The 22,524-nt window shown below is 68.0% G+C and carries 29 protein-coding genes, 2 tRNA genes and 1 pseudogene; 12 read left to right on the forward strand and 20 right to left on the reverse strand.

Annotated features, from left to right (window positions below; translation table 11 throughout):
* Positions 1–21 precede the first annotated feature (21 nt).
* Positions 22–774: a helix-turn-helix domain-containing protein gene (locus F7P10_RS43180; RefSeq protein WP_218040412.1), complete on the forward strand. Its 753-nt coding sequence runs from the start codon at positions 22–24 to the stop codon at positions 772–774.
* Positions 702–1,199, forward strand: coding sequence for an integrase core domain-containing protein (locus F7P10_RS43185; protein ID WP_254716740.1), 498 nt, complete (start codon positions 702–704; stop codon positions 1,197–1,199). Before F7P10_RS43180 ends, F7P10_RS43185 begins: the two co-directional genes overlap by 73 nt.
* Positions 1,200–1,237: 38 nt before the next feature.
* Here F7P10_RS43185 and F7P10_RS08065 read toward each other — a convergent pair.
* A tRNA-Pro gene (locus F7P10_RS08065) sits at positions 1,238–1,311 on the reverse strand.
* A gap of 139 nt (positions 1,312–1,450) precedes the next feature.
* Here F7P10_RS08065 and F7P10_RS08070 point away from each other — a divergent pair.
* A tRNA-Gly gene (locus F7P10_RS08070) sits at positions 1,451–1,524 on the forward strand.
* Between the two features lie 237 nt (positions 1,525–1,761).
* On the opposite strand, the gene F7P10_RS08075 is transcribed toward F7P10_RS08070, so the two are convergent.
* The 8 genes and pseudogenes from F7P10_RS08075 to F7P10_RS45365 all read right to left on the reverse strand — a co-directional run.
* Positions 1,762–1,968, reverse strand: a complete 207-nt coding sequence (locus tag F7P10_RS08075; protein WP_218040413.1) for a helix-turn-helix domain-containing protein — start codon at positions 1,966–1,968, stop codon at positions 1,762–1,764.
* Positions 1,969–1,972: 4 nt separating this feature from the next.
* Positions 1,973–2,485 carry a hypothetical protein gene (locus F7P10_RS08080; protein ID WP_151008777.1) on the reverse strand — a complete coding sequence of 171 codons (513 nt, stop codon included), beginning with the start codon at positions 2,483–2,485 and terminating at the stop codon, positions 1,973–1,975.
* 193 nt (positions 2,486–2,678) lie between these two features.
* Positions 2,679–4,049: a relaxase gene (locus tag F7P10_RS08085; protein ID WP_151008778.1), complete on the reverse strand. Its 1,371-nt coding sequence runs from the start codon at positions 4,047–4,049 to the stop codon at positions 2,679–2,681.
* Positions 4,050–4,213: 164 nt separating this feature from the next.
* On the reverse strand, positions 4,214–4,486 hold the full coding sequence (gene mobC, locus F7P10_RS45355) for a plasmid mobilization relaxosome protein MobC (protein WP_368077484.1): 273 nt from the start codon (positions 4,484–4,486) through the stop codon (positions 4,214–4,216).
* A gap of 375 nt (positions 4,487–4,861) precedes the next feature.
* Positions 4,862–5,578, reverse strand: a complete 717-nt coding sequence (locus F7P10_RS08095) for a 5-formyltetrahydrofolate cyclo-ligase (RefSeq protein WP_151008780.1) — start codon at positions 5,576–5,578, stop codon at positions 4,862–4,864.
* A 93-nt stretch (positions 5,579–5,671) separates the two neighbouring features.
* The gene (locus tag F7P10_RS08100; protein ID WP_151008781.1) at positions 5,672–6,148 is read right to left on the reverse strand and encodes a hypothetical protein; all 477 of its coding nucleotides are present in this window, start codon (positions 6,146–6,148) and stop codon (positions 5,672–5,674) included.
* 9 nt (positions 6,149–6,157) lie between these two features.
* A complete protein-coding gene (locus F7P10_RS45360) occupies positions 6,158–6,580 on the reverse strand; it encodes a hypothetical protein (protein ID WP_368077463.1) in 423 nt (140 codons plus the stop codon).
* Between the two features lie 644 nt (positions 6,581–7,224).
* Positions 7,225–7,275: pseudogene (locus F7P10_RS45365) on the reverse strand (hypothetical protein); the annotation flags it as partial.
* 288 nt (positions 7,276–7,563) lie between these two features.
* On the opposite strand from F7P10_RS45365, the gene F7P10_RS08110 reads away from it, so the two are divergent.
* The 6 genes from F7P10_RS08110 to F7P10_RS08135 all read left to right on the forward strand — a co-directional run bounded on the left by F7P10_RS08110 (position 7,564) and on the right by F7P10_RS08135 (position 10,093).
* Positions 7,564–7,953, forward strand: a complete 390-nt coding sequence (locus tag F7P10_RS08110; RefSeq protein WP_176611352.1) for an ATP-binding protein — start codon at positions 7,564–7,566, stop codon at positions 7,951–7,953.
* Between the two features lie 59 nt (positions 7,954–8,012).
* Positions 8,013–8,309 (forward strand): hypothetical protein, encoded by a 297-nt coding sequence (locus tag F7P10_RS08115; RefSeq protein WP_151008783.1) that lies wholly within the window; start codon positions 8,013–8,015, stop codon positions 8,307–8,309.
* A 228-nt stretch (positions 8,310–8,537) separates the two neighbouring features.
* Positions 8,538–8,948 carry an Imm10 family immunity protein gene (locus F7P10_RS08120; protein WP_151008784.1) on the forward strand — a complete coding sequence of 137 codons (411 nt, stop codon included), beginning with the start codon at positions 8,538–8,540 and terminating at the stop codon, positions 8,946–8,948.
* 174 nt (positions 8,949–9,122) lie between these two features.
* On the forward strand, positions 9,123–9,311 hold the full coding sequence (locus tag F7P10_RS08125; RefSeq protein ID WP_151008785.1) for a hypothetical protein: 189 nt from the start codon (positions 9,123–9,125) through the stop codon (positions 9,309–9,311).
* Between the two features lie 147 nt (positions 9,312–9,458).
* On the forward strand, positions 9,459–9,818 hold the full coding sequence (locus F7P10_RS08130) for a hypothetical protein (protein WP_151008786.1): 360 nt from the start codon (positions 9,459–9,461) through the stop codon (positions 9,816–9,818).
* Positions 9,819–9,910: 92 nt separating this feature from the next.
* Positions 9,911–10,093 (forward strand): hypothetical protein, encoded by a 183-nt coding sequence (locus F7P10_RS08135; RefSeq protein WP_151008787.1) that lies wholly within the window; start codon positions 9,911–9,913, stop codon positions 10,091–10,093.
* 352 nt (positions 10,094–10,445) lie between these two features.
* Here F7P10_RS08135 and F7P10_RS08140 read toward each other — a convergent pair whose 3' ends face one another.
* The 6 genes from F7P10_RS08140 to F7P10_RS08160 form a co-directional block, all read right to left on the reverse strand.
* Positions 10,446–10,802, reverse strand: a complete 357-nt coding sequence (locus F7P10_RS08140) for a VOC family protein (protein WP_151008788.1) — start codon at positions 10,800–10,802, stop codon at positions 10,446–10,448.
* Between the two features lie 814 nt (positions 10,803–11,616).
* Complete coding sequence (locus F7P10_RS08145) at positions 11,617–12,201, reverse strand: Uma2 family endonuclease (protein WP_151008789.1); 585 nt, start codon at positions 12,199–12,201, stop codon at positions 11,617–11,619.
* Between the two features lie 590 nt (positions 12,202–12,791).
* Positions 12,792–13,220, reverse strand: a complete 429-nt coding sequence (locus tag F7P10_RS08150) for a PIN domain-containing protein (protein ID WP_176611353.1) — start codon at positions 13,218–13,220, stop codon at positions 12,792–12,794.
* Between the two features lie 44 nt (positions 13,221–13,264).
* Positions 13,265–13,591 (reverse strand): hypothetical protein, encoded by a 327-nt coding sequence (locus F7P10_RS08155; RefSeq protein WP_151008791.1) that lies wholly within the window; start codon positions 13,589–13,591, stop codon positions 13,265–13,267.
* Between the two features lie 190 nt (positions 13,592–13,781).
* On the reverse strand, positions 13,782–13,925 hold the full coding sequence (locus F7P10_RS42095; protein ID WP_176611354.1) for a hypothetical protein: 144 nt from the start codon (positions 13,923–13,925) through the stop codon (positions 13,782–13,784).
* A gap of 129 nt (positions 13,926–14,054) precedes the next feature.
* Positions 14,055–15,500 carry a tyrosine-type recombinase/integrase gene (locus F7P10_RS08160; protein WP_151008792.1) on the reverse strand — a complete coding sequence of 482 codons (1,446 nt, stop codon included), beginning with the start codon at positions 15,498–15,500 and terminating at the stop codon, positions 14,055–14,057.
* A 285-nt stretch (positions 15,501–15,785) separates the two neighbouring features.
* On the opposite strand from F7P10_RS08160, the gene F7P10_RS43190 reads away from it, so the two are divergent.
* Positions 15,786–16,088 (forward strand): VanZ family protein, encoded by a 303-nt coding sequence (locus tag F7P10_RS43190; protein ID WP_218040414.1) that lies wholly within the window; start codon positions 15,786–15,788, stop codon positions 16,086–16,088.
* A 2-nt stretch (positions 16,089–16,090) separates the two neighbouring features.
* Here the strand turns inward: F7P10_RS43190 and F7P10_RS08170 are convergent, their stop codons facing one another.
* A complete protein-coding gene (locus F7P10_RS08170) occupies positions 16,091–16,696 on the reverse strand; it encodes a hypothetical protein (protein WP_151008794.1) in 606 nt (201 codons plus the stop codon).
* Positions 16,697–17,101: 405 nt separating this feature from the next.
* Here F7P10_RS08170 and F7P10_RS08175 point away from each other — a divergent pair, with 405 nt between their 5' ends.
* On the forward strand, positions 17,102–17,473 hold the full coding sequence (locus F7P10_RS08175; protein ID WP_151008795.1) for a DUF2255 family protein: 372 nt from the start codon (positions 17,102–17,104) through the stop codon (positions 17,471–17,473).
* Here F7P10_RS08175 and F7P10_RS08180 read toward each other — a convergent pair.
* The gene (locus tag F7P10_RS08180; protein ID WP_151008796.1) at positions 17,460–18,389 is read right to left on the reverse strand and encodes a helix-turn-helix domain-containing protein; all 930 of its coding nucleotides are present in this window, start codon (positions 18,387–18,389) and stop codon (positions 17,460–17,462) included. The two genes, F7P10_RS08175 and F7P10_RS08180, sit on opposite strands and share 14 nt — an antisense overlap.
* Before the next feature lie 93 nt (positions 18,390–18,482).
* Between F7P10_RS08180 and F7P10_RS08185 the strand changes: the two genes are divergently transcribed.
* Positions 18,483–19,457 carry a saccharopine dehydrogenase NADP-binding domain-containing protein gene (locus tag F7P10_RS08185; RefSeq protein WP_151008797.1) on the forward strand — a complete coding sequence of 325 codons (975 nt, stop codon included), beginning with the start codon at positions 18,483–18,485 and terminating at the stop codon, positions 19,455–19,457.
* Between the two features lie 65 nt (positions 19,458–19,522).
* Here F7P10_RS08185 and F7P10_RS08190 read toward each other — a convergent pair whose 3' ends face one another.
* Genes F7P10_RS08190 through F7P10_RS08200 form a run of 3 tightly spaced genes read right to left on the reverse strand, consistent with a single transcriptional unit; the run spans position 19,523 to position 22,517 of the window.
* Positions 19,523–21,046 carry an AMP-binding protein gene (locus tag F7P10_RS08190; protein ID WP_151008798.1) on the reverse strand — a complete coding sequence of 508 codons (1,524 nt, stop codon included), beginning with the start codon at positions 21,044–21,046 and terminating at the stop codon, positions 19,523–19,525.
* Positions 21,047–21,054: 8 nt separating this feature from the next.
* Positions 21,055–21,240: a ferredoxin gene (locus F7P10_RS08195; protein WP_151008799.1), complete on the reverse strand. Its 186-nt coding sequence runs from the start codon at positions 21,238–21,240 to the stop codon at positions 21,055–21,057.
* Positions 21,237–22,517 (reverse strand): cytochrome P450, encoded by a 1,281-nt coding sequence (locus F7P10_RS08200; RefSeq protein WP_151008800.1) that lies wholly within the window; start codon positions 22,515–22,517, stop codon positions 21,237–21,239. The genes F7P10_RS08195 and F7P10_RS08200 overlap by 4 nt, the downstream gene beginning before the upstream one ends.
* Positions 22,518–22,524 lie beyond the last annotated feature (7 nt).

A 22,524-nucleotide genomic window follows, 5' to 3' on the forward strand; every position in this document is an offset into this window, starting at 1 on the left:
GAGGTGCCGGAGAGTCCGGCGGTGTCCAAAGCCAGACTCGTGATCACAGCGGTCGTCATCGAGGGCCGGTCCCAGGCCGAGGTCGCCCGGGCCTACGGGGTCTCCAAGGGATGGGTGTCCAAGCTCGTGGCCCGCTACCGGGCCGAAGGCGAGGCCGCGTTCGAGCCCCGATCCCGCCGCCCGAAGACCTCACCGTCCGCGACGGCCCCCGAGACGGTCGAGCTGATCGTCCGGTTGCGCAAGGAACTGTCCGAGCAGGGCCTGGACGCCGGGCCCGACACCATCGCCTGGCACCTGGCCCACCATCACCACATCACCGTGTCGCGGGCCACCATCGCCCGGCACCTGACCACCCGCGGCCTGGCCACCCCGCAGCCCGGGAAGCGGCCCCGCTCGTCCTGCATCCGGTTCCAGGCCGAGCTGCCCAACCAGACCTGGCAGGCCGACTTCACCCACTACCGCCTCGCCGACGGCACCGACACCGAGATCCTGACCTGGCTGGACGACTGCCGCTACGCCCTGCACGTCACCGCATGGCCCCGCGTCACCGGCCCGATCGTCCGCGACACCTTCCGGCGGGCCGTCGCCGCCCACGGCGTCCCGCCTCCACACTCACCGACAACGGCATGGTGTTCACCACCCGCCCGGCCGGCGGCCGCGGCGGCCGCAACGCCCTCGAAGCCGAACTGCGCCGCCTGCACATCAGGCAGAAGAACTCGCGCCCCGGCCACCCCACCACCTGCGGCAAGGTCGAACGCTTCCAGCAGACCATGAAGAACCGGCTGCGCGCCCGGCCCGGCCGGCCCACCGGCATCACCGGCCTGCAGACACTGATCGACCGCTTCACCGAGATCTACAATCACCGGCGCCCGCACCGGTCCCTGCCGCACCGGGCCACACCCGCAGCGATCTACACCACCCTGCCCAAGGACCTACCCGCCACCAGCCGCGACCACGACGCCCACACCCGCGTCCGCCACGACCGCATCGACGACACCGGCGTGGTCACCCTCCGCACGGGCGGCCGCCTCCACCACATCGGCATCGGACGACCCCACGCCCGAACCCACGTCATCATGCTCATCAACGACCTGCACGTCCGCGTCATCAACGCCACCACCGGCGAACTCCTCCGCGAGCTCACCATCGACACCACCCGCGACTACCAACCCCAACGCAAGAAACCCTCCGAACCGTAGGTTCGGAGGGTTTCCAATGTCCTGAGACATCACAACGGTCGGGCTGGCGGGATTCGAACCCACGACCCCTGGCACCCAAAGCCAGTGCGCTACCAAGCTGCGCTACAGCCCGCACACCGACGCGCGAGGCACGGTGCTGCCGGAAGTCTAGTGCCGATCGCCCCCGCCCGCCGCCCGGCGACCACGACCGTCCCGAAACCCTGTACGCTACGGATGGCGCACGAGGACCACCCAGGCCCTCCCGACGCCACGCGGGCGTAGCTCAATGGTAGAGCCCCAGTCTTCCAAACTGGCTACGCGGGTTCGATTCCCGTCGCCCGCTCCATGTTCCCCCAGGTCAGAGGCCCTTCGAAGGGTCGCGATCAAGGTCTCCAAGATCATTTGTCACCCATTTGTCACTGGGATCGAGCACGCCAGAGCGGCATCTTGGTTCATCTCCAACCCTCCGTGATCACACCCGACCGCCTCCCGGCAAAGATCGACACGGCCAGGGAGCACACGCCCTCCACACCGAAGGTCCGGCTCCCCACGGGAACCGGACCTTCAGTCAGCGGACGGCTTGTCAGCCCACCTCGATACCGAGAAGGCGCCGCAGATCAGCCGTCACCACGCGGTAGCTGACCCCGATGCGGATCACCTTGCAGGGGAACTCCCCCAGACGCGCCAGTTCGTAGGCGCGCGTGCGTCCGAGCCCCAGCGCCCGTGCCGCCGTTTCGACGTTCGTCGTGGTCGGCAGGGCGAGGAGTTCCTCGCGGCTCATCGGCTCCATGTGCTCAGGCCCCCTTCCCACGCCCGTGGAACCGCTTCAGACGCGCGCCCCGACACCGACGCGTCACCCCCGGTGCGGCGCCCGGCTCCGGCGCCACCTCACGCGATACGGGCGGCCCGGCGTCCTCCGACGGCGTGATCCCGTGCACGTAGTTGATCGATTCCTGGGCTTGCCGAGCTGCTTCACTAAGCCCAGAGGTGAGATGACGGGCGTGGAGAGTCGCACGACCGTAGGCGTCCATCACCTCCTCCAGGGCGCCGTGATCGTGAGCGAGCCGGTGCTCTCGATGCTCGCGGGAGAGGAACTGGTCGAGTTGCTGAAGAGTCTGGTCGAATCTGGAGGCGACGGTGGCGATGGCCCCCATCACCCCGTAGACGGTCGCCGGCCCGGCCAGGCCCGCCGACTCCGCGGTGACATGGTTGAGGATCCTGGCGGCCTCGCACAGGTCGTCGGCGGCCTGCTCGGTCGCGGCGTCGTCCGGGACGAGAGATTCCCGGCGGTTGCCGTCATGGGTCATGTGCACGCTCCTTGCGGCTTCGTCTTTCTGCGTCTCCGGCAGGGTTAGGTGCAGTCATCGCTCGTCCTCTCTTCCGGAGCGCCAGGCGCAGTCGCTTGACACTCATTTACCTTCCTTACGCTCTGTCATTGTGCCTGCACAGTGATCTTTACTCCATCACCCCGCACGTAGCGGCGCGTCTACCTACGCGTGGTCACAGCTTGGGACCACGACGCGTCTGGGACTGCTGAGGGATGGGGCGCGACGGCCTCGCCGCGATATGCCGCAGCCCGTCAGCCAGCGGCACCGGGAAGGACTCGGCTGCAAGGCGTCCGGCAGCCTGCACCTCGGCGACGTTGGGCGGCGTCGGACGCACCTGCGCCGCCGAGGCACCCCGCCCCACAACCCGAAGCCGATCGCCCGCCCTCCTCGCCGCCTGGGCCTGGGCCGTTCGTCCCTGCGCTTCGCGGTGAGCAGCAAGCTCATCCACGACGTCGAGCAGATTGGCGACCAGGAACAACAGCTCCACCGTGAGGTCTCGCCGCCGGTCGCGCTGATCGCCTGTACCGATGTTGACGGCGGCGACGAGCCGTGCAGCAACCCTCAGGCCGTTGCCGGGCCGGGTGGCCATCGTCGGACGCCCGAACGGTTCTCGCGCCGCGCGCCCGTAGACGTCCGCGATTTCGGCAAGTTCGCGGTTCCCCGTGATGTCCGCCGCTACGTGCAGAACGTCGGACGCCGCCGCGGCGATGTCGGCACGCACGCGCGGGTCACTGGTCTGGCGCATGTGCCGGGCAGCCGTCGCCGCCGCTCGGGCGGCCTCCCGGTAAGCCTGTTTCCGTTCGTCGAAGCCGACGACGGACCGCCGCATCCGCGCCGCCCTGCGAGCAGACGGCACGTCCGCGCTCGCGGCGCCCCACCGATGTCGCAGCTTCGGCAACGTGAGGTCGGCAGCGAGCTTGCCCCCGGAGAAGTAGATCGGAGCCTTCGCGGCGTTCGTGTAGCTCGGATCCGCGACCGCGAACCCGGTGATCTCCCCCGGCGTCCGGACGCTGAAGCGCAGCCTCACCAGAAGTCCACGCTCACGCAGCCCGGCAAAGAACGCCTCCTCGCCACCCGCTGAAGCCGCAACGGCCGCCACCTGACGCCGCAACGCGCAACGCGTCGGCTCCCTCCCACCGGCCCGCCGTGCACGCTCGATCTCCGGCCTCGTCGGCCTCGGCGCCGCCGTCCGATCCGCCGGCGCCGTCCGGTGGAGTCCCCATCGCTCCTCCAACACCCGACACGCCTTCCGAGCCTTGAGGCAGTCCCGCGTGACGTCCGGCCTTCGACCGTCTTCACGGGCGAGCATGGCCACAACATGGACGTGGTCATCGGCGTGCCGGACGGCGATCCACCTGCACGCATCCGGATCACGCCGTGGTGCGATCCCGGTCTGATGCATCAACTCCTCAGCGGCTTCCGCCCACTCGTCGTCCGACAGCACCCGGTCAGCAGGTGCAGTCCGCAGCGAGCACTGCCAGACCGGTTTCCCCGGCGGACTACGACGCAGCGTCTCCAGCGGAGACCTGAGCACATCGGTCAACGCGCGCAGGTCGTGCCGACCATCGGGCCGCCGACCCGCTTCCAGAGCAGCCGGATGCCGGTATCCACCAACAATGTGCGGGGCCACGTGCTCGTTCCGCCGACCAGGCCCATACAAGTACCGAAGCAGGTTGGCGACATCGGTGCCCCGCGTAACCTTCGCGATCAAGGAAGCTGCCTGCCGAGCCGGACGATGACGGCTTCAGCCCGACGCACCACCCGGAAGGCGTACTCGGCCAACCAAGGCAACGAGTCCGGGAGGATGTCCCCATTCGTATTGGCGTATCGCGCCAGCTGGTTAAGATTGACGCCAACCGCGTTCACCTGTCGGCTGGCGTTCCTCAACTCCCCGTGGAGGGCAACGAGCGCTCCGTCAAGCGGACGTCTCTCCCAAATCGCCGTCCGAACAGTCTTGACCACGAAAGCACTGCACGCCATCCCAACATCGGCGGCCGCTTCGCGAATTTCCTGATACTCCTCGTCACTGACACGAATTCTCAGTTCCTTGGCTCGACGCTTCCCGCCATCAAGCCGTGGACGCCGCTGCAACGGCTCCGACCTGCCCGTTCCCCCGCTCGCTGACGTACCGCACCTCCACCAGCCTCGCCAACCCGGACCGCGCCCGGTCCACGCCGAACATTGTGGTCCCGCCAGCGGAAGTTATCCACAATAGGTAGCGCTCTACCGGCTATCTTGCACCCCGTCTTTTCCTCATCGAAGAACGCCAGCACAGCGACCTACATCGCCCGGAGGAACAAGGACAGCCGTCACCTATCAGCACCTGCCAATCTGTGCACCCATCACGTCCCGCCCTTAATTTCCAGCACGAGCAGAAAGCACTGGAATCGCCGCGATCTTCGCCGATGTGAGTTTCTCCCAGATCAGCCCCTCCGGGCGACGGCCTCCGGGGCAGGCGATGGTCTCCTCAGGCGTGACGATGTAGTCCACGCGGAAGTCGTGCTCGTCCTCGGGCAGTTCGTCGTCCACAACCTGGAGCTGATGGACCGTCGTGACGATGACCGTGTCCGCACTGATGAGCCCGGCCTCCTGGGCCAGCGCGAACTCGATGTCGGAGTACCCCGCCCCCTTGCCGAGGCGCCTCCCCTCCCGATCAACGGCCACAGTCCCACACAGCACCATGTCGATCGGCCGCATCTGCTCCAGACCAACCCTCGGCGCGATGTCCTTGGCGACAGTCCCAGTGGCCGCCTTCGACGCGGAAACAGCCAAGTCAGCGGGGTCGAGCTCGTAGAAGGGCAACTCCTCCGCAAGCCGAGGTACCGCCATGTAGACGAGCTTGCCCTGCTCCAGAGCACGAATCCGGGCAGGTAGCTGCGCTCGATCGGGGTTGGACTTCAGGACCTCAGCCACCGCCCATGCAGGCAGCTCGGCCAATCGATCCGCTGCAACTTCCGACCCGACGAAGTCAGGGATGTGGCCGTGCACACCACGCCGCCGGACGGCCTGCTCTCGTTCCAGGAGATCCCAGACGTGGTCGCGAGCTTCCTGCTTGGCTTGATCGACTCCCATGATCGAAGTCGTACGCCTCTACAGCACCGACATCAAGGCGAACAGCCGATCAGCAACCTCCTCGACCACCGGCTCCGCCGCCAGGGCCGTAGTTCAGTCGCGCCGTGCCCCGTCCGGCCAGATCACCCGGACGGGGATGTCGCATTCACGGGCGTAGGCGACGACATCGGCCGTACCGCCGTAGCCGCGTGCGGGCTGCCCGTCCCACACCGCCCATAGCTCGTCGGCGAGGTCGAGCATGTGTGCGCTTGCGGCCATGTGGGCCTCGGAATCGGACTCGATGAAGTCGAGCCGGTGAACCTCGCGGGCGACCGACATGACGCGGTCGTACTCCGGGTGCGCCTCCTCGGGGAGTCCTTCCCGGTACTGCTGGGCGGGGATGATGACTTCGATGGCTCCGCCGTGGTCCAGGACAGCGCGGGCGAAGATCTGATCTGCCCCGTCCGCCAGACAGGACAGCCCGATCGTGCCGTCCCCCAGTGGGACGAGCAATTCCCGGATGGCCTCGTCAACGAGACGCTCGGTATCGGTGGGCATGCCCCGGTGGCCGGATATCGCGATGCGTGGCAAGGCTGGTCCTTAGATGAGAGTGGCGCGTAGATGCCGGTCGAACTCGCGGACCTTGTCGGTCTGCGGACCTCGGTAGTCGCGCCGGAACCTGCGGGCTCGCTGGACGACTCGTTCGGATGAGTACGTCGTGCCGATCTTGAGCGCGTCACAGCCGAGCCGGAACGCCTCGTCCACCCGGCTGGCGTCCTGGTCGAGTTCTCCGCCCTGCCGGACGGCGGTGGCCACTTCGAGCATGACGGCGGCTCGCTGCTTGGGCGCCGGCTGCGCGCTGGTGAGGGACTCGGCGAACGCGGCCAGAGCGGGACTCGGCTGGTTGAGCCGTACGGCGACCAGAGCCCGGTACCCGGCGAGCTTGGCGTCATCGAACGGGAACACCCACGGCCACGGCGGCGCGGACATGCCGTTCTTGCCGATGGCCTTCTCCGCTGCCAACAGCGCTTCGGTGCTGCTCTCCTCCCGTTGCATGCTTGCGTGGGCGAGAGCCTCGATGGACGAGAGCCACGCGCGGGGGGTGGAGTGCGCACGCGGGCCGGTCTGCTTGCGTGCCTCGGCGACGAGCGCGAGACCGAGATCGGGTTGTCGGCGTCGATCTCGAACGCGGCGAGGCTGCCGAGCATGTAGGCGCTGAGCAGGTCGTGGCCTGCGCGGCGAGCTCGATCGACGGCCATGCGGTAGTACGTCCGGGCGGTGCCGATGTCGTGCATGTCCGCGTGCAGCCATGCGGCGAACCCGGCGGCCTCGCTGACTGCGGCGGCGATGTCGGTGGCGAACGGGGAACGTCCCGTCCGGCTGTATCGCTGATCGGCCATCTCCACGTGCGCGATGACTCCGCGAGCGAGTTCACGGGCGGGCGTCGTCGCGTCCAGGCGCCGCTGACTGCCTGTGATCGCGGTCAGGGTCGGCGCCGTGGTCTCATCGGTCTCGGCGCGTGTGGGGATGGGAAGCATGGCAAGGGCGATCGCCTTGCCGAATGCTCGGCGGTCCGTGGGGTCGTCACCTCCTCCGTCGCCGAATCGGAGTAGGTGAAGCGGGATTCCGAGTCGGCGCGCTATCTCCCTGACCTGGTCGAGTGTGAGCGGCTGCGTGCGCCGGAGCACCTTCGATACCCAGCTTTGGGAGTAACCCACCGCCGTTGCCAAGTCCGCCTGCGTCCAGCCGCGAACACGGCGGACCTCGTCCAAGAGCGTGGGGAAGTCGCAGCTCGCGAGAGCTGCCGCAACAGCAGGTGTGGACCAGAACGCCGGTGGGGGCTCTGTTCTGTCTGATCCATGAATCTAGGCTACGCGCCGCGTTCGCGCCGCTCCGTATTCGTAACAGGACCGGCCTCAAGTCGCGTCGGTGGTACCGGATCCCCATCACACTCCGTGCCCTCAGGATCACTAATCACCAACCTTCCCGTTCGAGAGGTCGTAGCGATGCCCGTGTCAGCGCCCGAGATCCCGACTCTCATCCTCGAACCGACCGACCGCGCGCCGAGCCTGGCGCGGGCCTTCCTCGCCGAGCAGTTCCGCATCTGGGGCGCCGAGTCCGACTTCGTGGCGCGGGTCGTGGTCTGCGAGCTGGTGACCAATGCCCTGCTTCACGGCGCCGGAACGATCATCGTGCGCGTCTTCCCGGACGCGCGTGAGGGCCTGGCCGTGATCGAAGTGTGGGACCAGGGACCGGGCCTCCCGGTCGTCCAGCCGGAGAGCGCGGATCTGACCTCGGGACGTGGGTTGCTGCTGATGTCGGAGATGGTGCGGGCCTGGGGCACGCGCCCGATCACGGAAGGCGGGAAGATCGTATGGGCGACCTGCGCCCTGTAGTGAACCGTGCGGAGAAGTGCGTCCTTCGATGGCGCACCCGACGGGGCCACGAAATCGCGGTGCGGTACCTGAACCTCCTCGCCGTCGCCCTCGAACCTCGGGGGTGGCGCCTCGTCCGTCTGTACCGGCCTCAGGAGTTCCCGATCCCCGTTCCACTGCTGTGGATCTACGCGAGCGGCGCCGCCGATGACGTCGGGCTCGTGGTCAACGTGCTGGCGACTCCCCACCGGACGTGGGCCTACCACGAAGCCGCGCGGGGACGGCATGGCTACCTGTTCCCCTGCGGAGACGCCAAGGCGGCGGCCGAACAGGTGGACAAACTCCTCAAGCACCGGATGTTCCCCGACTGCTGGTAGCGCATCCGGCATGAACGCTGCTCCTGCACCGACCCATTCGAGGGCAACCCTGACTCGTACCGCGAGGCCGTCCACGGCCCGCGGAACGGAAGCAGGGGCGGCAGCAACCAGACCTCAGCCCTCTACCTCGGACGAGAGAAAGGCCCAGATACTTGCCTCTCAGGACATGCCGCACCTCATCGGACGCGCCCTGACAGGACGCCCACGACGGTGGCTAGGCTCTGGTGGGTGACGATTAAATTCACAGCTCAGGTCGTTGGAGTGGAAGAACTGCCCGACGAAGAGACACTGTTGGCCGGTGTTGCTGAACATGAGGACGGTAGCGGCCTGTCCCTGACCTTCATGTGCGGGCTGTACGAGCCGGACGAGCAGGATACCGCGCTGGGGATGGACAGCTATTGCCTGGTCACCCCCGACCAGGGAACGGCCTACGGCGGCGTCTCCGAGGCAACTCTTCAAGATGGTGTGCTCCGCGTGGTGGTAGCCGAGCATGACCTGGAAGCTCTGAAGCTGGACGAAACGGATATCGAGGCCGGTCTTGCCGTGGACAACGAGTCCGTTGAGCAGCTTCGACGAGGTCTGCGGCGCATTCTGGCTTATGGACGGCTGGACGCTCGTCCAGCGATCATCCGGCTCTGACAGCTTGGCGGCGGCACGCCTCGCTGACCGTCGACGCTTCCCGGGGCATGCCGCGGCGTCGCGCTGAACAACCCGGAGGTCCGCTGCTTATGAAGGGATGACGAAATTCACGATCAAGAGCCTGGCGGCCTGTTCCGGCTCAAAATTTCGGCCTGGCAGAAGCAACCCCTCAGGATGATCTTCGAACCAACCGGCATGGAACACGTGATCCCTGCGGGCGAGCACTTCGTGATCGAGATCGACAACAACGGAGAATACCTCCCCGAAGTCATCCATCTCGCCGACTCCGTGGTGATCCACCAGTCGACTTCTGGCCGACGAACACGAGTCTGGAACTCGGCTGGTGACGAGCTGGCCAGCTGATCTATAGCAAGATCAGCACTGTCCAGCCCCATCAACGCTCGGCGCCTGGCCTGCAGTCACGCATCGACTCTGTCCGTCGTAATCCAGGATCGTCCAGGGCCGCTGTTAGAGCATCGCGGCACACGCCGCTACGGGAGGAAACGAGCAATGGAGCAAGTCGATGGCCCCTTCTACCACGTCGTCGAGCCGACGTTCGAACTGCTGATTCCTCAATGGGAGGGACACGACCCACTGACCCAGCAGGAGGCGGACGCGACGATCATCCTTCCGGACGGCAGCCGGTACTACGGAACCTTCATGACCCCGGACGCCATCACCGCCGTTATGCAGCGTTGGCAGAGCACCGGTGAATGCCTCAGCGGCTCCTACTTCTGGTGCACAGACCTCATCATCATCCACCGCCCCGGCATCCCGGCCATCGTGGAGGCGGTACGCGACCTCATCGACTCGGGCGAACTGTCAGGCGCCTGCGCCATCCTCGAACCCGAGAACCTTAGAAGCGGCTGACCTTCCGCTTTTCCGGAGGTAGCGATCCCCCCGCATCTGCAACGTCTGCCGAGGTCGGACGGTACCTGACATGCGCCTGGTGGTGGTGGTTGGTGGCCATCGTTGCCGTCACCATCGTTCGCCCGTCCACTCTGCTGCGGGCAGGAGGAACCCTTCCGCAGACTTCTCACGACCACCTGGAGAAGGTCAGCACGATCCTTCATCGCGGCACCTCCCTCTTCACTCTGCTTGCTCTTAATCCTGTCCACGAGCCAGTTGCCAAGGACTGCGAGTGAGATCAAGGCCAGAGATCCGGGCGAGACAGTCTCGGCCAGCATCGAACCGGCTTCCTGCCCCATAGCCCAACGGGCGGGCTACTAACTATAAGCCCTGCGGGCCAACCTGGTTCCCAAGCCGACTGCGGTTGCCGTCCGACCAGAGAGCCCTTACGGCGCTGTCAGCTTGGGAAGCAAACCGATCACGCCTGTCACGGAGCCTGACCTGCTCGTAGACCTGCCCTCAAGTGACCGCTCTTGCCCTTGATCACCTGCCTGTATTGCACGCGGGTTGCACAACCGCGAACCGGCTGGCCTGCAGCTTGGTCGCCTCCGCGCCGCGCCGTCACGTCCCTTGTGGTGGTGTAGGGGATCAGTTCAGGCAAAGACAGAAGGGGTGACCTGCCGGGTCCAGGAAGACCCGGTAAGACGTGCCGGGCTGCTCCGGGTGTTTGGTCGCACCGAGGTCGATCACTGCCGCCTCAGCAGCATCGAGGTCGTCAACGATCACATCGAGGTGCATCTGCTGGGGCCGCTCCTGTGTCGGCCACGCTGGTGGCGTGTAGCCGGCCACCTTGTGGAAGGAGATGCACTGACCGGACTCGGCGCAAGCCGCTGCCCGATCAGCGGAGACGTCGATCTTCCAATCCAGCATCGCGCCGTAGAACCTGGCGAGTGCACCAGGATCGGGGCAGTCGATAACGATGAGGGGCATGCGAGCGATCGCCATGTCGGCCACACTATCGACGATCGCGGTCCCAGTCTCCGCCACCTACACCGGTCCGCAGGGTGCTCCCACGCGAACGGCGCCCAGACCGAGAGGGACGGTTTCGCGCGGAAGTATCCTCCGGCGCGCGGGGGTACAGGGGGCCGCGAGGCCCCTTGGTAAGCGCATGCTCAACCCGCTAGGTCACGGGTGGTGTATCCACGGATCAGACCTCAGGCTGATGTGCGATGGAGCAGCTCTGAGAATCATGGCCGTATGGCATGGCGCGGACGGGAGACGAGCCCTTTCTGGAGAGTCGCCAGGTGGCCGCTGGCGATCAGCCTCTTGTGTGTGCTGACGGGGCTACTTATCGGGAAGTTGCAGGAAAGACCACCACCCAATTGCGACTTTGGCTGTGCCATGGCGGAAATCGGATGGCAGGACTACCTGAGTCTCCTACTGTTCGGCGGAGGAGTCGTAGCCTTCGGCGTGTTCGTCCTGGCCTGCCTGCGCTTCTGGGTGAGCATGGCCGTCAGCGCCCTCCGGGGTCTACGGCGATAGCCATAGTCCTTTGGCTGATAGGGCGTACCGCTTCTGTAAGCGGGCGCGCACGGCGGCGCGAGACGGGACCGGACGGAACAGGCCACATGCCCGGCTCGCAGAGCCGGGCGCGCCCGCCGGCGACCGCGAAGCGGGCGCCTTTAAAGACGTAGAGAAAGTTGTCATCCGGTTCTCTGGGAGAGCGAACGTCGGCACCGCAGGGTCCGGGAGTCAGGCAGTCGGGTGCCGGGAAGCCGCCCTGGAGATCATTTGTATGACGGTGTCGGTTCGGTTGATGTCAGCGTTCGTGGACGGCCTTGAGGTCGATGTCCAGGTCGAACGGCAGCGTTGCGGTGATGCGGTCGTGGTGGACGCCGGTCGCTACATATCCGCCGGTCGCGTCGTCCAACTCGTAGGTATAGATCGCGAACGCCGGTGCGGTCTGGTCGGTTTCCACTCGCCAGTAGTGTCGGATGCCGGCTCCTGCGTAGAGGGCCGGTTGCATCCGCCGGTCCTTGCGCTTGGTCGACGGTGACACTACCTCGGCGACGAGGGCGACCGACTCCGCGTGGATCGGACGCTCGTATGGATCGTGTTCGGCGGAGTAGACGACGATGTCGGGGGCGATCTCGACCGGCTCCGTCTCGTCGTCGTCCAAGAGCACGTCCACGTCGGTGTCGACCTGCCAGGAGTCAGGGGCCGCGTCTTCGAGACGGGTCGCCAGACGCCGCGCGATGCGCTGATGGATCGGGCGGGGCCGTGGACTCACGACAAGTTCTCCGTGGATGAGGCTCACACGTACTGGGAGGTCTTCGGGTAGCGCCTCGTAGTCTGCCCGAGTCCAGGTGTCGCCGGAGGGCAATGGGAGAGTCATCGCTGGCATGGCTCCTGGTGCCTCCGGTCGAGTGGGGACGCGTCCTTAGTCAGAGTACATTCGGCACGCCTCCCCGATGCTATGAGCGGCTCCGCGCCATCGCTGGACCTTGACCTTGAAGGTCGCTTCGTGCTTGTGGCACGGAGCCGCCGTTGCCGTATGCAAGGACTGGACGCGGGTCCTGGCCACAGAGGGTGCTCGATTGCCACTACACGGAGCGGAGCTTTCGTCCGTATGGCGGGCGACCAGTTGGTCGGCGAGGACGGCCTGGAGTTGGGCGATCTTGGCTTGGGCTTCCTCAAGTTGGGCTTCGAGGTCTGGGGTGGCTTCCTGAGAGCTTTGGGGGCGCGGATCTTGTTGAGCGCTTCCAGGGCGGTTTCGTCGGCGGTGGGGAGGGTGCAGAGGTGGATTCGCCGCTCGCGCTAGCGTCCGTCGACCACCTGTTCCGTGTTCTCGCACCTGGCGATGATCCCCACCAGGTCATCGCCCGCCGCTGCCCTGGGGCCGAGGTAGTCCGGTCTGCCGACCGCCGTTCAGGTCGTTTCCGCGCCCGACCCGGCCATCTCCCAGCGTCCAGTGGGGCCGTGACGGGCAGAGTTTCAGGACGAGGGAATGTACTTCACGTTCTGCACCCTTACTCCCTTTCGGTCACCGGCCAACCCGGGCAGATGGGTAGCGTCGGCGGTCAAGATCAGGACATCGGGCTGTTGCCCTGCCGCCTCCGCGCGGTCGGCGTACATGTGAGCCGTCGCGGCGACCAAGGCATCAACAACCTCCGTCGAGTCGAACCCCGCGTCACCGATCAGCTTCCCGGCGGCGCGCGCAAGGTCCTCGGTGACAGGCTCAACGACGGTCCTGGTACTGGACAGGACATGGTTCAGTTTCGTGTCCCGGTCGGAGCCGCGCAGGATCTCCGTCAGCACGGCGCTGGAGGTGATTAAGCGTGCCTGCTTGCGCAGCGCAGCCGCGAAGAAGATCGCCACGTTGCGGTCCGTGGCGGCCTTGTTGATGGCGTCGTTGTCGAGCACCAGAACCCCGCCGAGCTTCGCAGCCCGACGGCCTCGCACGGCGCTCACTGATCTTGCGCAGACGGCCAAGCGGCGAGGGCGGCCTGGATCTCGTCCTCACTGAAGGGTCCGTGCCGCTCTTCCAGCTCGTCAACGAACTCGGCGAGGGCGTCGAGCTGGAGCTTGGCCGCGATCGCCTCATCAACGTAGGCAGAATCGGACAGGCCCAGCTTGCGGGCCTGTTCACGGATCTCAGCCTTGCGGCCCCGGCGGATGGTGGCCGACAACTTCTCGGTCGCACCGGGACCGCCCGCAGGCTTGTGAACCTTCGCGGCCTTGCCGCGCTTCGCGCCACGAAGAGGCTGCTTGACGGGAGTCTGCTCGGCATCCACAACTCAAATCATACCAATGGTAGGAGTCAGCTGCCCTCGGTGACGGAATGAGATCTCGCATGTGGGCGCCCGGGCCCCTACGGCGGCATGTTCGTGACCATGGTGCGAAGATCCGCGCGCCAGGCTACGGATCACCCTGATCAAGCGGCGGACCAGGTGGGGGCCTGCTTCCGACTGATGGCGCTTGCCGTCATCGCGTCGGCCGCGTCGGTTGCGTTGACCAGGTGTCCTCGCTGATGCCGCCGAGTCGTTCGACGTCCTCGGCTGGGATGTCGGTCAGGAAGGAGACGCTGGAGGTTGTCGACCCGTCGAGTTTGCAGAGCTTGTTGAGCATGGCCTGACACATCTCCGTGCGGCGGGACTCCAGATGGGCCCGCAGGGTCCCACCACCCGATCCTTCTTGGTCATCCGAGGAAGTGGGCACCATCGGTGATCGTCTCCTCTGTGTCCGGGATCTCCAGCGCTACACGGAGCGCAGGTTCGGTCTTGTTTCGGCGTGCTGGGCGACCAGCTGATCGGCGAGGACGGCCTGGAGTTGGCTGATCTTCGCTTGGGCTTCGGCGAGTTGTGCTTCGAGGTCTGAGAGTGCGTCCTGGCTCCCCTGAGTCGTGCGGATCTTGGCGAGGGCTTCGAGAGCGGTTTCGTCGGCGGTGGGGAGGGTGTGGAGGTAGCGCTCGGTTGTGGAGATCTTGCGGTGGCCGAGGCGCTCTTTGACGACCTGGAGGTCTGCGCCGCCAGCGAGGAGCCAGGACGCGTGGGCGTGGCGGAGGTCGTGGATGCGGGGTGACCATCCGAGGTCGGCTGCTTTCCGGGCCGGGTGCCAGCAGTGGTTGCGGAACCAGGAGGCGGGGATGTGCGGGTCGTCATCGTCGGGGCGGGGGTTGCGGGGGTTGTCCTTGCCTTGGGCTCGGCGCTTGGCGCGGTAGGCGGCGTAGGCGGCTCGGCAGTGGTCGCACTTGCACTTGCCGAGGTTGTAGGCCGTGATCGTCCCGTGGGTGTAGGTGCGGCCGTTAAAGGCTTCGAAGGTGACGGAGTCGGCGAGTTCGAGCTTGGGTGGCTTGGGGCGGCGGCTGAAGAAGAGGTCGTCTGGGGTTAGGTGGTGCGCTTCTGTGTGGGCCTTGAGCTTGGCGACGATCTGGGGGCTGAGCTTGAGGCGGCGGTAGCGCTTGCCCTTGGGGTAGTCGTTGACCAGGAAGCGGCGGCCTTCGGGGTGGTACTTGGGGACGAGTTGGACGACCGCGCGGCTGACGGTGAGGATGCCGGTGGCGAAGTCGAGGTCCTTGACGCGGAGTTCGGTCAGTTCGCCCCAGCGGAGGCCGCTTTCGATGTCGGTCTCGACGAGGAGTTTGGCGTCCGGGGTCGGGAGTGCCTCGTAGATGCGGGCGAACTGGTCGGCGGTGATGATCTGGCGCGGCTTCTCGGGGACGGGGTCGGTCTTCACGCCGCGGCTGGGGTGGTAAACGAGGATGCCGTCGTTGACGGCGGTGGTGAAGATGGCGTTGAGGATCGCCGTCTTGCAGTACTTGATGCTGTAGGCCGAGGCGCCCTGCTTCTTGAGGTGCGTGATCCACTCGCGGACGGTCTCTGAGGTGATGTCCTGCAGCTTCATGTCGCCGAAGTACGGCATGACGTGGGCGGCGAGGGCGTAGGCGTAGTCCTGGCGGGTCGACGCCTCGATGCGGTGGTTCGGGAACCAGCGCTCTTCAACGTAGGTGCGGAAGGTCTGGCGGGCTCGGCGGGGGTCGCCTGCTTTGCCCTCGGCAATGCGTGTCTCGGCTCGTTGCCAGGCTCGGTCGGCTTCCTTGCGGGTGGTGAACGTGCCGGCCGTCTGGCGGACACCTCGGGCGTCGTCGTAGAGCGCCTGGTATCGGGTGCCGTTCGGTCCCTTGCGTTTGCGTGTGAAACCCATGAGCCCCCGAGCAAGATCATCTGTCACTCATTTGTCACTGGATCATGGAAATCCGAGCGACATCGACGAGGACATGATGGCATGCGAAACAGCCTCTGACCTGCAGTTTAATGGGTTGGCGGCGATCTTGGGGGGAGGTGATTTCGCCGCTTCCAAACTGGCTACGCGGGTTCGATTCCCGTCGCCCGCTCCACGTTTTCATGTTGCCGGGACGTCGACGCTGTTCCCGCTCGGGTGAACCTGGTATCCCTACGGGATCTGCTCACGATTCTCGCGAGCGGGCCGGTGACGGCGACGGTTCAGATCGTCGGGAGCCTGCTGGTGTTCGCGGCGCATTCCTCGTCCCGCTGCGGTTGCCCGGTCTTGGCGTCGGTGCCGCAGATCCTGGCGCTCGGGGCGGGGTGCTCGGTCCTGGTCGAGACCGTGCAGTACGTCCTGCGGCTGGACCGGGTGTCCTCCGTGGACGATGTTTTGTTCAACGTCGGCGGGCGCCGGCATCGCGGATGGCGCGCCGCGTCCGGCACTTTCACGAAACCTCTGGGGACGCCCGTACGTGATTCGGGCTCCTCTGAGGGTCGCCGACCCTGACGTCAGGTCTGTTGGTAGATCGTGGCGGCGAGGCCGCAGGTGGCATCGAGGAACAGGTAGGTGGTGCCTTCGGCGATGGGGGTGCCTTCCGGGTCCTGTGCTTGTTCCAGGCCGATGTAGTCCATGGTGCGAGCGCAGATAGGGCAGGTGGGGTACTCCGCGTCGTCGATCCATTCGGGGTGGCCGCCGATGGACGGAGTCGTCATGTCGGGGCCGCGGGCGGACGTGAGGAATTCTCCCGGCGCTTTGCGAAGGGTGGCGGGTGGGCTCTGGTCGTCGAGGATGCGGACCGGGGCGCTGGAGTGGTCGGAGAGGCCGGATACGCCGTCGGGGCTCACCGTGGAGTAGAGGGTCGTGTAGGCATAGCAGCCCTGGCAGGTGACGATTCTGAGTCGGCCGGACCAGCCGGTATGGGCGAGGGCTTCCGCGACGCGCCGGTCGCCGGTGTCGATGTCGAGAACGGTCCACAGTGGGGCACGGCACCAGGGGCACCGGCCCCGGGCCGGGGGCTCCACGGTTCGGTCGGCGGTGGGCTCCAGGGAGTAGGCGGTCCGTCCGCACAGTTCGCGGGCACGGCCGTTCTCCAGGGTCCAGCCTCCTTCGGGCATGTAATCGGCCGGGCCGACGTAGAGGTCGTCGGCCCCGGGTGGCGGTTGTTGGGTGGGGCGGCTGGTGCGCGGTGTCGGTGGACTTCGAGATGGGGTTCGTACTGGCCCCGCTCTGGTACCGGTACGTGCGGGTGGACGCCGCGCTGACCGCGGCTTATGGATTGGTCCTCGCCGGACGTCGCGAGGCCGACGAAGCCACGGGCGCACGAACTGTTGCGCCGGTACGTCTTCGAGGCTCATGAGGACGCGCTCACGGCGGCTCGGCGGATGCTGCTCGCTCGGTTCGCCGGGCGGCGGTGAGGCCGATGTCCTCTCGCCGGGCGTGTGGCTCTGGTGCGCCTCTTCATATTCCCAAATCACCACCAACCCGTACGGATTGTGGTGGTCGTGGGGAATCACCGCAGCATGACGACTTGGAGCAACGACGATCTGGACCGCATCGGCGACGCCGAGGAGATCCGGATCGCGCCCGAGGAGGGCGACGGCGGCAGGCGCGGCCCGACGACGATCTGGATCGTCCGCAGCGGGGACGATCTGTTCGTGCGGTCGGTGAACGGTCCCGAGGGGCGCTGGTACCGCGCCGCGGAGGGCACCCATCGCGGCCGGATCGAGGCCGGGGGGCTGACCAGGGACGTCACGTTCACCGACGAGACCGATCCGGACGTCAACGACCGGGTCGACGCCGCGTACATGGCCAAGTACGGCTCCACGCCGTGGGCCGAGCCGATGACGCGCGGAGGGCCGCGGGCCACCACCCTCCAGCTCACGCCTCGCTGACCTGGCGGAAGGTGCGGCGGTAGGCGTCCGGGGGAACCCCGACCGTGCGGTTGAAGTGGCGGCGGAGCGTCGTGGCGGTGCCCATGCCGGTCGTCACCGCGATCGTCTCGATGGTCTCGTCGGTGGTCTCCAGCAGCTCCTGGGCGCGGCGGATCCGCTGCGTCAGCAGCCACTGGAGCGGGGTCGTGCCGGTCACCGACCGGAAGTGACGGCCCAGGTTGCGCGAGCTCATCCGGGCCTGGCGGGCCATGTCCGCCACGCTCAGCGGACGGTCCAGCCGTGCGAGCGCCCAGGGCAGCAGGTCGGCGAGCGGATGGTTTCCCGGGGCGGGCACCGGGGTGGTGACGAACTGGGCCTGGCCGCCGTCACGGTGCGGTGGCACGACCAGCCGCCGGGCGATGGTGTTGGCGGCCGAGGAGCCCTGGTCGAGGCGGACCAGGTGCAGGCACAGGTCCATGGCCGCCGCCTTGCCCGCGGAGGTCAACACGCTGCCGTTGTCGACGAACAGGACGTCCGGGTCCACCCGCACCCGGGGATGGCGGGCGGCCAGCGCCCGCGTGTGCGCCCAGTGGGTGGTCGCGCGCCTGCCGTCGAGGAGCCCGGCGGCGGCCAGGACGAAAGCGCCCGTGCAGAGGGAGGCCACTCGCGCGCCGGCGTCGTGGGCCGCGCGCACGGCGTCGACCAGGTCGGCGGGCGGGTCCACGTCGATATCCGCCCAGCCGGGGACGATCACGGTGTGGGCGCGCGGGAGGTGATCGAGGGGGTGATCCGGGCGCACCAGGAAGCGGCCGGCGCGGACGGCGTCCGGGCCGCAGACGGCGAGGTCGTACCAGGGGGTGTCGCCGAAGACCTCGCACGCCAGGGACAGCTCGAAGTGCAGCATTCCGTCGGTGACGGCCAGCGCGACTGTGTTCACGTCCGGAATTGTACGGATCATGGCGTTCCGGACACTCGTCGGGCGCCCCGGAGCCTGTGAGGATCTCCCGGGAGATCGTTCTTGGGAGAACACGTGGGATCACTCGTGGTGGTGTACGGCGCCTACGGGCACACCGGGCGTTTCGTGGTGGAGCGGCTGCGGGAGCGCGGGTTCGTCCCGGTTCCGTCCGGGCGCGACGCCGGCAGGCTCGCGGCGTTCGGGTCGCCGGAGAGCCGTCCGGCCTCGGTCGACGACCCGGCCTCGCTCGACCGCGCTCTGGACGGTGCGGCGGCGGTGATCAACTGCGCCGGTCCGTTCGCGGTGACGGCCGGGCCCGTGATCGAGGCGGCGCTGCGGGCGGGGATCCCGTATCTGGACGTGGCGGCCGAGATCGAGGCCAACCTCGACACGTTCGCGCGCTCGGTGAACGGTGTGGTCGTCCCCGCGATGGCGTTCTTCGGCGGGCTCGGCGACCTCCTCGTGACCGCCGCGATGGGCGACTGGACGGCGGCGGACGAGGCGCACATCGCCTACGGGCTGGACAGCTGGCACCCCACCGCCGGGACGCGCGCGTCCGGCACGGTCTCCCGGCGGCGGCGGGGCGGGGCGCGCGTCCGGCACGCGAACGGCCGGCTGGAGTACCGGCATGACGACCCGCCCGTCCAGGAGTGGCCGTTCCCCGAGCCGATGGGGTCCCGGGCGGTGGTCGGGGAGTTCACGATGGCCGACGCCGTCACCGTTCCCAGCCACCTGGACGTCCGCGAGGTGCGGAACTACATGACGGTCGAGGCCGCCGGGGACGTGACCGGCTCCGGCACGCCGGAGCCGGGCGAGCAGACCTTCCTGGTCGACGTCGTCGTGCGGTCGGGTGCCGCCGAGCGGCGCGCCGTGGCGCGGGGGCGGGACATCTACGCGGTCACCGCGCCGCTGGTGGTCGAGGCGGTGGACCGCGTCCTCACCGGACGGACCAGGACGGCCGGGGTCGCCTCCGCGGGTGAGATCTTCGACGCGCGCGACTTCCTCCTCGCACTGTCTCCCGATATCGCCGTCGACCTTCCTGATGAGTGAGTACACACGCTCTACACGGACGCTCGCCGAGCGCCGGCGGGCGCGGTCCGCCGCCGCCTCTGACGCTACGTCGCGAGGCCCTTGCGGAGGACGTACTTCTGGATCTTGCCGCTGGGGGTCCGGGGGAAGTCGTCGAGCACGTGCAGCTCCTCGGGCCACTTCTGCCGGGCGAGGCCCTTCGCCCGCAGGTGGGCGCGCATGTCGTCGAGGGTCGGGGCCGGGGTCTCCTTGAGCCGGACGAACGCGGCCGCGTGCTCGCCGAGGCGCGCGTCGGGCGCGGCGACGACGGCGGCCTCGGCGACGGACGGGAGCGTCAGGAGCGTCTCCTCGACCTCGAGGGCGCTGATGTTCTCGCCGCCGCGGATGATGATGTCGGACTTGCGGTCGGTGATGGTGAGGTAGCCGTCGCCGTCCATCTCCGCGATGTCGCCGGTGTGGTACCAGCCGTCGGCGTCGAAGGCCCGCTCGGTGAGGGCGTCGTCGGTGTAGCCGAGGCACAGGTCGGGGCCGCGGCTGAGGATCTCGCCGTCCTCGGAGAGGCGTACCTCGACGCCCGGGAGGGCCTTGCCGTCGGTGTGCAGCCGCTTGTCCTGGGGCGCGGTGTGCAGCGACGCGGTCATGGACGGGTGCTCGGTGCTGCCGTACGAGCGGTAGACGATGATGCCGAGGTCGGTGAGGCGGGACGTGACGGCGGTGGCGACGGGCGCGCCGCCGAGGCCCGCGTACTTCATCCGCCGCAGGTGCCGGTCGGCGAAGTCGGGGTGGTCGAGGAGGCTCGTGATGTAGTACGGGACGCCGCCGCCGACGATGAGGTCGTCGCTGTCCATGAGGGCGAGGACGCGTCCGGCGTCCCAGGCGTCGGCGAGGTGGATCGGGGTGCCGTCCAGGACGGGGATGAGGAAGGCGTTCACCATCCCGATGAAGTGGCCGACGGGGGCGGAGGTGAGCTGCCGGGCCATTTCGGGCGGGTAGCGGTCGGCGAGCTGGCGGGCCTCGCAGCCGAGGGTCCGGTGGCTGTGGACGACGCCCTTGGGGTCGCGGGTGGTGCCGGAGGTGAACGTGATGAGCGCGGGGCCCGCCGGGTCGACGGGCGCCACGCCGGGGAACGGGTCGCCGAGGAGGTCGTCGAAGTCGCGGCCGACGACGCCGACGTTGGGGACGGCCGCGGCGACGGCGGGGTCGTACTCGATGCGGCCGAACCGCTCGGCGGTGACGAACGCCTTCGGCTTGACCGCGTCCAGGATGTAGCCGACCTCCTTGTGCCCGTAGATGTGCACGATCGGGACGACGACGGCGCCCAGGAAGGAGGACGCCCAGAAGGTCGCGGCGGCCTCCATCCAGTTCGGCAGCTGGAAGGCGACCACGTCGCCCGGCCCGACGCCGCGCTCGCGCAGGCCCCCGGCGAGGCGGCGGGCGAGGTCCTCGACGTCGCCGAAGGTGCCGCTCCACGGACGGACGGACGAGTGCACGCGGAAGACCGTGTCCCGTGCGGGCGCGAGGCCGCGCTGGAGGAGTTCGCCGATCGTGTCCCGCGTCCACCACCCTTCCGCTTCGTACCGTTCGACCAGTTCGGCAGGGATCGTTCGCATGGCGGCTCCTAGTCGGCGACGCGGATGGAGCGGGTGGGGCACGCCTCGGCGGCGTTGCGGACGTCGCCGGACGGGTCGCCCGCCTCGTCGAGCAGCATGACCTTTCCGTCGTCGTCCAGCCCGAAGGTGTTCGGGGCGTAGAAGCCGCACATGCCGGTGCCCGCGCAGGTGCCGGGGGTGACGTCGACGCTCATCCGAACACCACCGGCAGCTCGCTGGGGCCGCGCCAGTGCAGGCCCATCAGGACGGGACGTTCCGTGCCCGGGGCCCACCTCAGGTTCGGCAGCCGGTCGAGGATCGCGTTCAGTGCGACGCTCATCTCGGCGCGGGCCAGGTGCATGCCGAGGCACACGTGGGGGCCGCCGGCGAACGAGAGGTGCGGGCGGAGCGGGCGGTGCACGTCGAACCGTTCGGGGTCCTCCCAGCGTTTCGGGTCGTGGTTGGCGGCGGTGAGGCAGAGCGCGACGCGGGAACCCGCGGGGATGGCGACGCCGCCGAGTTCGGTGTCGCGGGTGGCGGTGCGGTAGAAGGTCGGGTCGGTGACCTCCCAGCGCAGCGACTCCTCGATGGCGTTGCGGACGAGGGAGCGGTCGCGGCGGACGGCGTCGAGCTGGTCGGGGGCGTTCAGCAGGGCCCACAGGGTGATGCCGAGCTGCCGCCAGGTGGTGCCGGAGCCGGCGGTGAGGATCAGCCGGGCGAACGCGAGGATCTCGGCGTCGGTGAGGCCGCGGCGGGTGCCGTCCTCGTCGCGGATCGTCCCCTGCAGGAGCTTGCTGATGAGGTCGTCGCGGGGGGTGGTGCGGCGGTCGGCGATGACCGGGCCGAGGATCTCGCCGGCCTCGGCGGCGGCGGCGATCCGGTCGTCGCGCTCGACGGTGGCGCCGATCATCTGCTCGATCAGCTCGCGCAGCCGCAGCGTGTCGTCCATGCCGACGCCGAAGCTGCCGGTGATCGTCAGCAGCGGGAGGAGGGCGCAGAACTCGACGTTGAGGTCGGCGGAGCCGCGCGCCTCGACGCGGTCGAGCAGGGTGCGGGTGAGGTCGTCGATCCACCGGTCGGACCACCACTGCATCATGTTGCGGTTGAAGGAGGGCTGGACGACCGCGCGGTGGCGGGAGTGCTCGGCGCCGCCCATCCCGAGGATGTTGCGGCCGAACGTCTCGAAGGTGCTCTGCATCGCCTCCGAGCTGAACGTCTCGGGGTCGCGGAACACGGTGTTGACGGTGTCGTAGTCGAACGCCGAGAAGACGGCCGGGGGCTTGGCCCGTCCGGCGATCGGCGCGGGGTGCGGGAGGCCGAGCGCCTCCTCGACGGTGCCCGTGTGGACGGGGCCGGTCTCGCGGGCGCGGCGCAGCCCGGCGTGGAAGTCGACGGCGAAGTCGCCGCCGGACCTGGCCCGCCGGTACTCGCCGCCGGTGTCGAACAGGGTGCGGATCTTCACCGGGTCGAGCCGGGCGATCTCGTCTAGCATCTGCTTC

The sequence above is a fragment of the Actinomadura sp. WMMB 499 genome, from assembly GCF_008824145.1.
GTDB lineage: Bacteria > Actinomycetota > Actinomycetes > Streptosporangiales > Streptosporangiaceae > Spirillospora.